At 73.4% G+C, this 11651-nt stretch carries 10 protein-coding genes; 4 read left to right on the plus strand and 6 right to left on the minus strand.

The genetic code is table 11. From position 1 onward, the window contains the following. Positions 1-273 precede the first annotated feature (273 nt). Together ACH4EB_RS20630 and ACH4EB_RS20635 are read left to right on the plus strand one after the other, a co-directional pair. Positions 274-2310, plus strand: a complete 2037-nt coding sequence (locus ACH4EB_RS20630) for a glycosyltransferase family 2 protein (protein WP_398348978.1) — start codon at positions 274-276, stop codon at positions 2308-2310. Beyond that, complete coding sequence (locus tag ACH4EB_RS20635; RefSeq protein ID WP_398348979.1) at positions 2307-4280, plus strand: galactose oxidase-like domain-containing protein; 1974 nt, start codon at positions 2307-2309, stop codon at positions 4278-4280. Before ACH4EB_RS20630 ends, ACH4EB_RS20635 begins: the two co-directional genes overlap by 4 nt. Before the next feature lie 59 nt (positions 4281-4339). Here ACH4EB_RS20635 and ACH4EB_RS20640 read toward each other — a convergent pair whose 3' ends face one another. From ACH4EB_RS20640 to ACH4EB_RS20665, 6 genes are all read right to left on the minus strand, one after another. Beyond that, positions 4340-5416 (minus strand): glycoside hydrolase family 6 protein, encoded by a 1077-nt coding sequence (locus tag ACH4EB_RS20640; protein WP_398348980.1) that lies wholly within the window; start codon positions 5414-5416, stop codon positions 4340-4342. 155 nt (positions 5417-5571) lie between these two features. Continuing rightward, positions 5572-6288, minus strand: a complete 717-nt coding sequence (locus ACH4EB_RS20645; RefSeq protein ID WP_398348981.1) for a class F sortase — start codon at positions 6286-6288, stop codon at positions 5572-5574. Continuing rightward, entirely contained in the window at positions 6272-7036 is a 765-nt protein-coding gene (locus ACH4EB_RS20650; protein WP_398348982.1) for a hypothetical protein, read from the minus strand. Before ACH4EB_RS20650 ends, ACH4EB_RS20645 begins: the two co-directional genes overlap by 17 nt. 114 nt (positions 7037-7150) lie before the next feature. Next, positions 7151-7930 (minus strand): HAD-IIA family hydrolase, encoded by a 780-nt coding sequence (locus ACH4EB_RS20655; protein WP_398348983.1) that lies wholly within the window; start codon positions 7928-7930, stop codon positions 7151-7153. Between the two features lie 254 nt (positions 7931-8184). Then, the gene (locus ACH4EB_RS20660; protein ID WP_398348984.1) at positions 8185-8544 is read right to left on the minus strand and encodes a hypothetical protein; all 360 of its coding nucleotides are present in this window, start codon (positions 8542-8544) and stop codon (positions 8185-8187) included. Positions 8545-8786: 242 nt separating this feature from the next. Then, positions 8787-9965, minus strand: a complete 1179-nt coding sequence (locus ACH4EB_RS20665; RefSeq protein ID WP_398348985.1) for an ROK family protein — start codon at positions 9963-9965, stop codon at positions 8787-8789. Positions 9966-10021: 56 nt separating this feature from the next. Here ACH4EB_RS20665 and ACH4EB_RS20670 point away from each other — a divergent pair, with 56 nt between their 5' ends. Together ACH4EB_RS20670 and ACH4EB_RS20675 are read left to right on the plus strand one after the other, a co-directional pair. Next, complete coding sequence (locus ACH4EB_RS20670) at positions 10022-11119, plus strand: Gfo/Idh/MocA family oxidoreductase (RefSeq protein ID WP_398348986.1); 1098 nt, start codon at positions 10022-10024, stop codon at positions 11117-11119. Next, the gene (locus ACH4EB_RS20675) at positions 11116-11643 is read left to right on the plus strand and encodes a heme-degrading domain-containing protein (RefSeq protein WP_398348987.1); all 528 of its coding nucleotides are present in this window, start codon (positions 11116-11118) and stop codon (positions 11641-11643) included. The genes ACH4EB_RS20670 and ACH4EB_RS20675 overlap by 4 nt, the downstream gene beginning before the upstream one ends. The last annotated feature ends 8 nt before the right edge of the window (positions 11644-11651 follow it).

Below are 11651 nucleotides of genomic sequence, written 5' to 3' on the forward strand. Positions count from 1 at the left end.
ATGAGGTTCGGGACCCTGACGGGATACCGGAGACCAACTGAGCTTGTGCGCGCTCAAGTTGGGTGACGTACCGGTTGCGATGAGTGGGGTGTGGGGGCCCCTCCGCACGGGACGCGGATTCCGGCGGGAATCATGCAACCGGAAGGCGGCCGTCCCACGTCTACGCCATAGGCGGCCGACACCACTTGCGCCCGGGTCGGTCGAGGGGGACCGAAGGCTCGGGCCATGAGAAGAAGGGCACGCAGCCAGCATGCGTGCCGGGGGGATGGACTCATGACGTCGCCGCCTACCGGCGCCCGGCAGGAGCACCAGTACGACCCGTCCGCGACGACCCGCCTGCGCGTGCCGCGCCAGCACTGGCCGCGCCGGCCACAGCGCAAGCCGCTGCCGCGCTACGACTACGAGCACTACAGCCGCCTCGCCGGGCCGCTCACCCAGCCGGACCCGGACAAGCCCTACAAGGTGCGCTACCGCAGCCTGCTGGCGGACGAACCACACCGAATACGCGCGGCGTTACTGCTCGGCGCCGCTCCCCTGGTCTCACTCGGCCTGCTCGCCTGGCTGATGCAGCCGGCCCACTGGACCGAACGCGACCACCCCGCCTACGACTTCCTGCCGGTGCTGGACACCGTGATGCTGGTCTCGATCGGACTGATCGAGTTCTTCCGGTGCATGAACGTCCTGTCCAACGCGCACGCCACCCTGGTGGCCCGCGACCCCATCCCGGTCGTGCCGGAGACCGGCACCCGCGTCGCCTTCCTCACCTCCTTCGTGCCCGGCAAGGAGCCGTTGGAGATGGTGACCAAGACGCTGGAGGCGGCCGTCAGGATCCGCCACCGCGGCCTGCTGCACGTCTGGCTCCTCGACGAGGGCGACGACCCCGACGTCAAAGCGGTCTGCGAGCGCCTGGGCGTCCACCACTTCACCCGCAAGGGCGTCCCCCTGTGGAACCAGCGGAAGGGGCCGCACCGCGCCAGGACCAAGCACGGCAACTACAACGCCTGGCTCCAGGCGCACGGCGACGCCTACGACTATTTCGCCTCCGTCGACACCGACCACGTGCCCCTGCCCAACTACCTTGAGCGGATGCTCGGTTTCTTCCGCGACCCGGACGTCGGCTTCGTCATCGGCCCGCAGGTGTACGGCAATTACGACACGTTCGTCACCAAGGCGGCCGAGTCGCAGCAGTTCCTCTTCCACGCGCTGATCCAGCGGGCCGGCAACCGCTACGGCGCGCCCATGTTCGTCGGCACCTCCAACGCCGTACGCATCAGGGCCCTCCAGCAGATCGGCGGCCTGTACGACTCGATCACCGAGGACATGGCGACCGGTTTCGAGATGCACCGGCACCGCAACCCGGACACCGGCAAGAAGTGGCGCTCGGTCTACACCCCGGACGTGCTCGCGGTCGGTGAGGGCCCCACCGCCTGGACGGACTTCTTCACCCAGCAGCTCCGCTGGTCGCGCGGGACGTACGAGACCCTCCTCAAGCAGTTCTGGAAGGCGCCCTTCACGCTCCCGCCGGGCAGGTTCTTCAACTACACGATGATGGTCATCTTCTACCCGATGTCCGCCATGAACTGGATTCTGGCGGCGCTGAGTTGCGCGCTGTTCCTGGGGCTGGGCGCCTCGGGCGTCCAGATCGACCCCTCGGTGTGGATGATGCTCTACGGCAACGCCTCGGCGCTCCAGATCGGACTGTACGTCTGGAACCGCCGGCACAACGTCTCGCCGCACGAGCCGGAGGGCTCGGGCGGCGTGGCGGGCATGGTGATGTCCGCACTGTCCGCGCCGATCTACGCCCGCTCGCTGTTCGACACGGTGCTGCGCCGCAAGAGCAAGTTCGTGGTGACACCGAAGGGGGACTCCTCCAGCCCGGACACCCTCTTCGGCACGTTCCGGGTGCACCTGTTCTTCATCCTGGTCTTCGGGGGTTCGCTGGGCGCGTCGTTCCACTTCGGGCACAGCCATCCGGCGATGATCACCTGGGCCGCGCTGGCCCTGCTGATCACGGCGGCGCCGGTCCTCGCCTGGCGCTGGGGCATCCGGCGGGACAAGCGCAGGAAGGCGCGGGGGGACACGCCGGGGTCCGGCGACGGGCCGCGGCAGGCTCCGCATCCGCAGCGCCAGCCGAGCTGGGCGGCCGACGGTGACACCGGCTCCGGCGGCGCCGGGCCCGGCGCCGCGCCACCGGGCCCGGCGCCGCCGGACGGCCGGGCCGGGCACCACGGCGCCCGGGGTGACCTGGGCCGTCGTACGGCCGACGCCGACCGGACCGCGCGGATCGCCCTTGGGGGACGTCACACATGAAGTACCGTCCGAGCCGGCGCACCCGCAGAGTCGCGATCGGTGCGGCGGTGGTGCTCGCACTGGCAGGGATGAACGGCCCGGCCCTGTTCGGGTTCGTCTCGGAGCAGTACCACCAGTACAAGATCAATCAGCCCGAGTACAAGGCGGAGAACGGCCACTGGGACGTGGTGGACGTACCGCCCGAATACAAGATCAACACGATTCACGCCGCGCTGCTGCACACCGGCAAGGTGCTGCTGGTCGCCGGGTCCGGGAACAACGCCAAGAACTTCGCGGCCAAGTCCTTCCGTACGGTCCTGTGGGACCCGGTGAAGAACACCTTCAAGAACATCCCCACCCCGAAGGACCTCTTCTGCGCGGGCCACACCCAGCTTCCGGACGGCAAGCTGCTGGTGGCCGGCGGCACCCAGCGCTACGAGAAGCTCGGCGGCGACGTGAAGAAGGCCGGCGGGCTCATGATCGTCTACAACGAGAACCCGGACGCGCCGAAGACGTTTCCGGCCGGGACGCTCTTCACCGGCAAGCAGAACGGCAAGACCTTCGCGTCCAAGGACCCCGTCGTCGTCCCGCGCGCCAAGAAGAAGACGGACCCGAGGACCGGCAAGGTCACGGTCACCCACAGCGAGGCCCGCGTGTACGTGGAAGCGCTCAAGGAAGGCCGCCAGTACTCGACCGGCGCCCAGGACAACTACCGCATCCACGGCCTGACCGGCGCCGATGCCCGCAACCTCTACGGCATCGCGCAGAAGCTCTCCTTCGACAAGAAGGACTTCCAGGGGATCAAGGACTCGTTCGAGTTCGACCCGGTGGCCGAGCGCTACCTCCCGGTCGACCCGATGAACGAGGCCCGCTGGTACCCGACCCTGACCAGCCTGGAGGACGGCAAGGTGCTGTCCACCTCCGGGCTCGACGAGATCGGCCAGGTCGTCCCGGGCAAGCAGGAGATCTACGACCCGAAGACGAAGAAGTGGACCTACCTGCCCAAGCAGCGCTTCTTCCCGACCTACCCCGCCCTCTTCCTCACCGACAAGGGACGGCTGCTCTACACCGGTTCCAACGCCGGGTACGGGCCCGACAACGTCGGGCGCACCCCCGGCATCTGGGACCTGAAGACCAACAAGTTCCAGGTCATCCCCGGGATGAGCGACCCGGACGTGCTGGAGACCTCGATGTCCGTGCTGCTGCCGCCCGCGCAGGACCAGCGCTACATGGTGCTGGGCGGCGGCGGAGTCGGCGAGGACCCCAAGGCGACCGACAAGACCCGGCTGGTGGACCTGCACGCCGGTCGGCCGCGCTTCAAGGACGGCCCCCCGCTGTACGCGAAGGCGCGCTACCCCAGCAGCGTGATCCTGCCCGACGACACGGTGCTCACCACCAACGGCTCCGGCGACTACCGGGGGCGCAGCGACAGCAACGTCCTGAAGGCCGAGCTGTACGACCCGAAGGCCAACACCTCGCGCCCGGTGGCCGATCCGCTGGTGGGGCGCAACTACCACTCCGGCGCGCTGCTGCTGCCGGACGGCCGGGTGATGACGTTCGGCTCCGACTCGCTCTTCGCCGACAAGGACAACACCAAGCCCGGCGTCTTCCAGCAGCAGATCGACATCTGGACGCCGCCGTACCTCCACCGGGACGCGCGGCCGGAGCTGGCGGACCCCGGGCCGAAGACGGTCGAGCTGGGCGGCCGGGCCACGTACCGGACCCGGCAGGCGTCGTCCGTCAAGAAGATGCGGCTGCTGCGGCCGGGGTCGTTCACGCACGTCACCAACATCGAACAGCGGTCGGTCGCGCTGGACTTCACGAAGACCGAGGACGGTGTGACGGTCACGCTGCCGAAGGACCCGACGCTGGTGCCGCCCGGCTGGTACATGCTCACCGCCGTGGACGACCAGGGCACGCCGTCCAAGGCGGTCTGGGTGAAGGTGCCGACGGCGTCGAAGGCCGAGCTGAAGGGGCTGGGCCTGAACTGAGCCGGTGACGGCGCGGGGGGGCTCCGGAGCCCGGAGCCCCCGCGCCGGTCCACTGTCGGCTACTTCGTGTTGCGGGCCAGCTCCAGCGCGTACTCCGGCCACCAGTCGCCCGCCTTGGGACCGCCCTTGCACGTCCCGTCGGACTCGCCGGGCCGCTTGATCCACAGATAGGCGTCCACCAGGGGGTCGCCGGTCCGGGTCGTCGGTGTCGCGCCGAGGGCGCGGCCGCGCGGGTTGCACCAGTTCTCCGGGTCGTCACCGCCGGGCGCGGGGCCGTTGCCGTTGCGGCTGGTGTCGATGACGAAGTGCTTGCCGCCGACCATCCCGGAGAGCCGCTTGCCGTACTCCGTGTTCTCCTCGGTGGTCTGGAAGTTGGAGATGTTCAGCGCGAAGCCGTCGGCCCGGTCGAGGCCGGCCCGCTTCAGGGGCTCCACCATGCGGCCGGGGTCCTTGATCCAGTGCGGGTTGCCGGCGTCCAGGTAGACCTTGGTGTGCGGCAGCGCCTTGAGCTTGCCGACGGCCTCCGTCAGCAGGGCGTAGCGCTCCTCGTGGAACTGCTCGGGGGTGCACTTGTCCGCGATGTGCGGCAGGGCGTCCGGCTCCAGGACGACGGTCGTGGGGCGGTCGCCGATGCCCTTGAGCACACCGTCCAGCCACGCCCGGTAGGCGTTGCCGTCCGCCGCGCCGCCCTTGGAGTAACTGCCGCAGTCGCGGTGCGGGATGTTGTACAGGACGAGCAGCGCCTCGCGGCCGGCCTCGGCCGCCGCCTCCGTGAAGCCTCGGGCCTCCCCCTGCGGGTCCTCGACGCCGATCCACTCGGCGACGGGCTGCTCCGCTATCTTGTCGATCAGCCGGGCGTCGTCGGACTTGTCGCTCTTGGCGTACGCGGCGGCCTGCCGGGCCGCCTTGCCTTCCGGGTTGACCCAGTACGGCACCGTGGACCTGGGCTGCTGCCCGGGCTTGGCCCCGGCCTTCCCGTCGTCCCGCTCGCCGTCGCCGTCGCCGGACGACGAGAAGCACCCCGTCACCAGCAGCAGCGCCCCCAACGCCGATGCCGCGCCGGACACACCGCGCCGGCGCGCGGCGCGGCGCCCACCCGGGGAACCGCCCCCGGATCCCCGAACATTGCCGTACATCCACTCCCCCCTCGGAGCACGGGACAGGACCGGTCCGCCCCATCCTGGCACAGGCCCCTCAACCGCAGGCCGGGCTGTGGACAACCTGTTACGCCGTCCCGCCCCGCCCGGGACCGGCCGGCCCGGCGTCCCCGCCCCGTCCGTTCGCGGTGGCGTCAACTCTCCGGCGCTGGCGTGACCTTCGTCAGGTAGGCGTGCACGACGACGTTGGCGGTGTAGGCGTCCCGCGCGCTGTCGTAGGTGCCGGCGCAGGTGATCAGGCGCAGTTCCGCGCGGCCCGGCAGGTGGGCGCCGTAGACCTTGCGCGGTACGAAGTTCCCGCGGTCGTAGATCTTGACGTCCTCGACGGTGAACCGCGCGGTGCCGCCGTCCTCCCTGCGGACGTCCACCGGCTGCCCCGGCTTGAGGCTGCCGAGGCGGTGGAAGACCGCGCGGCCGCTGGTCGTGTCGACGTGCCCGACCAGCACCGCGGCGCCCGCCGTGCCCGGCTGCGGCCCCTTCGCGTACCATCCGACGACCCCGGGTGTGCGGTAGGGCGGCGTGTCCACGGCGCCGGTGGCGTCCAGTCCGGTCTCCGTGACACCGGCCCGTACGTCCAGCGCGCCGACCGCGACCTCGGTCGGGCGGCCGCCCGGGGAGGTGGCCAGGGGCGCGTGGGCGGCGGGCAGGTCCTGGTCCAGCGGGCGGCCGACGGCCGCGACGTCGCCGGTGGTCGGCGCCTTCGCCAGGTCCCCGCCGTCGGTCAGGTCCCGGCCCCACAGCCACAGTCCGAGCAGCAGGACCGCCCAGGCGACGCCGACGGCCATCCGGCCGCTGCCGGGGCCGTACGGGCGGCGGTCCGCCACCGGGTGGTCGTCAGCCCGCATCGCCATCGCCCGGCCCCTTGCGCCGGCGCCGCATCCGCAGCGCCTGCCCGGTGAGCGCGAGGAGCGCGCCTCCCGCCAGCACCAGGCCCACCGCGTAGGCCCCGTCGCCCTCGTGGCTCGCGGCCGTCCGTACGGCCGCCGTCCGCGCCAGGGCGGTGCGCGACGCCTCGGCGGGCGCCCCGGCGCGGTGTCCCGCGGCCGGGTGCGGGTGGGCCGCCGTCCAGCCGCCCCCGGCCCGTACCGGGGCGGAGGGGGAGGCGGGCGGGCCGGGGCTGCCGGACGCCGGTGCGGAGAGGGGGCCGGTAGGCGCGGGCCCGGCGGCTTCCCCGGGCGGGTCCGCGTCCTGGGCCCCGGTGCCGTCCGCCGGCTCCGCGGCCGCGCCGCCGCTGTCCGCGGAGGCCGGGACGACCTCGAAGGCGCCTCGGGCACGCGCGTCCTCGCCGTCGCAGTGGACGGAGACGGCGTACGCGCCGGGGTCGGCCGTGGAGCGCACCCGCGCGTCGCCCACCATCCCCGCGGCGACCCGCGCCAGCGGCACGGCGTCGACGAACGCGTCCGAAGTCGCCCGGCCCGCGCGGCCGGTGCAGCCGGTGACCTGGAGGGCCGCCTCGGTGCCCGGCGCGAGGGCGGACGGCGTGACCGCGACCGTGCCCGCCGTGGCGCCCGGTACCCGGCCGGCGGACGCGAGCGCGGGCCCCGGAGACAGCACCGTCACCGCCAGGGCGGCACAGAGAGTGAATCCCGGTGAGCGCATGGTGAACCTCCGAACACTTCCGAAGGTCCGCCCGGCGGCGGGATCCCGCATCCCGTGAGGGCCGTGGCTGCGCCGTCCGGGTGAGGGTCCGGAGGCGGCGTACGGCCGTCCGGGTCACACCAGTTCGACGAGGTCGGCGATGGAGTCGACGACCCGTGACGGCCGGAACGGGTGGCGCTCGATGTCGCCCTTGCCGGTGAGCCCGGTCAGCACCAGGAACGTCTCCATGCCCGCCTCCAGGCCGGCCAGCACGTCGGTGTCCATCCGGTCGCCGATCATCGCGGAGGTCTCACTGTGCGCGCCGATGACGTTCAGGCCGTGCCGCATCATCAGCGGGTTGGGCTTGCCGACGAAGTACGGCTCCACACCCGTCGCCTTGGTGATCAGTGCGGCCACCGAGCCGGTCGCGGGCAGCGCGCCCTGCGCCGAGGGGCCGGTCTCGTCCGGGTTGGTGGCGATGAACCGGGCGCCGTCGTTGATCAGCCGGATGGCCTTGGTGAGCGCCTCGAAGCTGTACGTACGGGTCTCGCCGAGCACGACGTAGTCCGGCTCGTGGTCGGTGAGGACGTAGCCGATGTCGTGCAGCGCGGTGGTCAGACCCGCCTCGCCGATGACGTACGCGGTGCCGGACGGCCGCTGCTCGTCCAGGAACTGGGCGGTGGCCAGCGCGGAGGTCCAGATGGACTCCCAGGGCACGTCCAGCCCGATCCGGTTCAGCCGGGCGTGCAGATCACGCGGGGTGTAGATGGAGTTGTTGGTCAGGACGAGGAAGGGCTTGCCCGATTCGCGCAGCCGCTTGATGAAGGCGTCCGCACCGGGCACCGGGATGCCCTCGTGCATCAGCACCCCGTCCATGTCGGTCAGCCATGACTCGATCGGCTTGCGCTCTGCCACTGCCGGTCTCCCGCCGTGCGTGTCTGCCAGGGGTGCCGGCCGGGCCCGCGCCGTCGCGGGTCCCGTACGCGCCGCGCAACCCTGCGGGTGACCTGCGTCTCGTACGTATGGCCGACGCCCCCAGCCTAAGTCAGCCGCCACGATCTTGACCCCGCCGAGCGCCCGGGGGCCGGGGCCGCGCGCGGGGCCGGGTCGGCAGCGCCTCGCCCTCCCGGCACGGCGCGGACCGGCGGAGCCGGGCGCTCGCGCCGGGGTCAGCGCCGGCGGAGGTGGCGGGCCGCCGCCACGAGCAGCGCGCCGGCGGACAGGAACACCAGGGCGGCGGCCCCGACGCGGGACACCCCCGGCGCACCGGTGTCGGCCAGGTGGGCAGGGGGGCCGGGGCGGACCGGGGCGTCGAGGCGGGCGGCCGGGGCGTCGGGGCGGGCCGGGGCGTCGGTGGCGCGGGGCTCGGACCGCGGTGCGGTCGCGCCGGCAGCGGCGGGGACGGCCGCCGTACGGGCCGCCGTCGCCGGGCCGCCGTACACCGGTGGCGTGCCGATCAGGAGGGTCGCGGCCAGCAAGGCCGCAGCGAGGGTGGCGCGGGGCAACGCGCGGGGCGGACGCACGGACATCACGGACGCTCCTGCCGCTCGTATGACCGGTCGGCTTCGGACCTTGCCATGCGGCACCGCCGCCGTGGCACCGACGCCGCCGGTGCGGCCGCCTGATCGCCCGAATGCCGCGCATTCAGCGCAGTCCCGCGGCCGATCAGCGCGGTTCGGGGCCGCTCCTGCGCAGTCCCGCGGCCGATCAGCGCGGTTTCGTGGCGGCTCAGCGCGGTTCCGGGGCCGCTCCCACGCGGTCCCGAGGCCGCTCAGCGCGATCCCGGGGCCGCTCCCGCGCCGAATGGTGTCCCCGGCGACCCGAAGAGCGGTGCCAGTACGAGGTGCGCCGCGCCGTCCGCGACCGTCCGCGCGCCGCCCTCGGCCAGTGCCACGGGGACCGCGGGCGTACGGCCGTCGCCGCGTGTGCGGGCCTGTTCGGCCAGGGCGTCGGCCACGCCGCGTACGTACGTGCCGGGAGACGCCAGCACCGTACGGCCGCCGAGCAGGACGCGGTCGATGTCGAGCAGTTCCACGAGGTTGGCCGCGGCGACGCCCAGGATGCGCGCCGCCTCGGCGGGCTCGCCGCGCGCCGCCCGGTCCAGGCACAGCGCCTCGACGCAGCCACGCTTGCCGCATCCGCAGCGCGGCCCGTCCAGGTGCAGCACCTGGTGGCCGAACTCCCCCGCGCCGGTCCTGGCCCCCCGGTAGAGCGCGCCGCCGAGCACCAGGCCGGCGCCCAGGCCCGTACCGAGGTGCAGATAGCCGAACGAGCCCCGGCCGCCGGGTTCGCGCTGGGCCAGCCCGAGCGCCGCGGCGTTGGTGTCCTTGTCGAGGACGACGGGAAGGCCGAGCCGGTGGGCGAGCGCGTCGCGCAGCGGGAAGCCGTCCCAGTCGGGGAAGCCGGTGACCCGGCGGAGCACCCCGGCCGCGTGGTCGAGCGGCCCCGGGCAGGCGGCGCCGACGCCCAGGACGCGGGGTGAGCGGGCCTCGTCCGGCAGCGCCGCGAGCTGTCCGGCCACCGCGTCGAGCACGGCGGGGGCGCCCGCGCCGAGGTCGAGCGGGGCGGTGCGCTCCGCGACGGTACGGCCCGCGAGGTCGGTGAGGACGGCGGTCAGCTCGTCGCGGTCCAGGTGCAGCCCGATCGCGTACCGGGCCCCGGGCACCAGGCACAGCACCGTACGCGGTTTGCCGCCGGTGGAGGCGCGCCGGCCCGCCTCGGCCACCAGGCCGTCCGCCCGCAGCCGGGCGGTGATCTTGCTGACGGCCTGCGGGGTCAGGCCGGTGTGCGCGGCCAGCTCCAGCCTGCTGACGCCCGCCGGTCCCGCCGTCCGCAGCAGGCCGAGCACCAGTGCGGTGTTGTGGCCGCGCAGGGCGGGCAGGCCGGCTCCGCCGCCGGGCGGCGCGAAGGCCGGTGCGGCGACACGTTCAGCGGGGTCGTTGCTGGTCACCCGTCCATTGTCCGCATTGCTTGCACTTTGGCAACAGCGTTGCTTAAGTGGGTGGCATGAACGACTCCCCCGGCACACCCCTCCGCGTCGGCCTGATCGGCTACGGCCTGGCCGGCTCGGTCTTCCACGCCCCGCTGATCGCCGCCACCGACGGCCTGGTGCTGGACACCGTCTCCACCGGCAGCCCGGACCGGCAGGCTCAGGCCCGCGCCGAACACCCCCGGGTCCGCACGGTCGCCACCCCCGACGAGGTGCTGGACCGCGCCGGCGAACTGGACCTCGTCGTCATCGCGTCCCCCAACAAGACGCACGTCGCGCTCGCCCGGGCCGCGCTGGAGGCCGGGCTGCCGGTCGTCGTCGACAAGCCGCTCGCCGGGGCGGCCGCCGAGGCCGATGAGCTGGCCGCCCTCGCGGACGAGCGCGGCCTGCTGCTCTCCGTCTTCCAGAACCGCCGCTGGGACAACGACTTCCGTACGGTGCGCCAACTGGTCACCGAGGGCGCGCTCGGCGATGTGCGGCGTTTCGAGTCACGCTTCGAACGCTGGCGGCCGCGGCCGAAAGGCGGCTGGCGCGAGTCCGGCGACCCGGCGGAGATCGGCGGGCTGCTGTACGACCTCGGCAGCCACGTCGCCGACCAGGCACTCGCCCTGTTCGGGCCGGTCACCCTGGTCTACGCCGAGGCCGACGTCCGCCGCCCGGGCGCCGAGGCCGACGACGACACGTTCCTCGCCCTCACCCACGCGAACGGCGTCCGCTCGCACCTGTGGGTGAGCGCGACCACCGCCCAACTCGGCCCGCGCTTCCGGGTGCTGGGCAGCCGCGCGGGCTACGTGAAGTACGGCCTGGACCCGCAGGAAGCGGCGCTGCGCGAGGGGCGCCGGCCGGGCGACGACCCGGCCGGCTGGGGCGTGGAGCCGGAGTCGGCGTGGGGCCGGATCGGCTCGGGGGAGTCCCCGCCGACCGGCGGCGGCGACCCGGTGCCGACCCTGCCCGGCGCCTACCCCGCGTACTACGCCGCCGTCGCGGAGGCGCTGCGTACCGGCGGCGAGCCGCCGGTGAGCGCCAGGGAGGCGGCAGCCTCGCTGCGCGTCCTGGAGGCGGCGAGGACATCGGCGGCCGAGGGCCGCGCGGTCCGGATCGAGGAGACGGCATGAGCGGCGTGAACGGCACGGTTGCACCGAACGGGACGGACGAGCGCGAGGCGGCCCGTCACCAGGTCCGCGAACTGGAGGAACAGGAGCGCCGCCTGGTCCTGGACCGCTTCGGCAACGAGGACGCCTGGCGGCTCGGCTGCCTGCTGACGGACCTGGCGCGCGAACGCGGCGCGGCCGTGACCGTCGACATCCGGCGCGGCACGCAGCAGCTCTTCCACTGCGCCCTGCCGGGAACGTCGGCGGACAACGACGCGTGGATCGAGCGCAAGTGCCGCGTCGTCGAGCGGTACGCGGAGTCCTCGTACCTCGTCGGCGCCCGCTTCCGCGCCAAGGGCCGGACGTTCGAAGAATCGTCCCGGCTCGACCCCGACCGCTACGCCGCGCACGGCGGCGCCTTCCCCGTAAGGCTGCGCGGTACGGGAGTCGTCGGCACGGTCGCGGTCTCCGGCCTCCCCCAGGGCGACGACCACGCGCTGGTGGTCGACGCCCTGGGGCGCTACATCGAGCAGCGGCCGGCGGACTGACCCGGAGG

Source organism: Streptomyces sp. NPDC018045, from assembly GCF_044327445.1.
Taxonomy (GTDB): Bacteria; Actinomycetota; Actinomycetes; order Streptomycetales; family Streptomycetaceae; genus Streptomyces.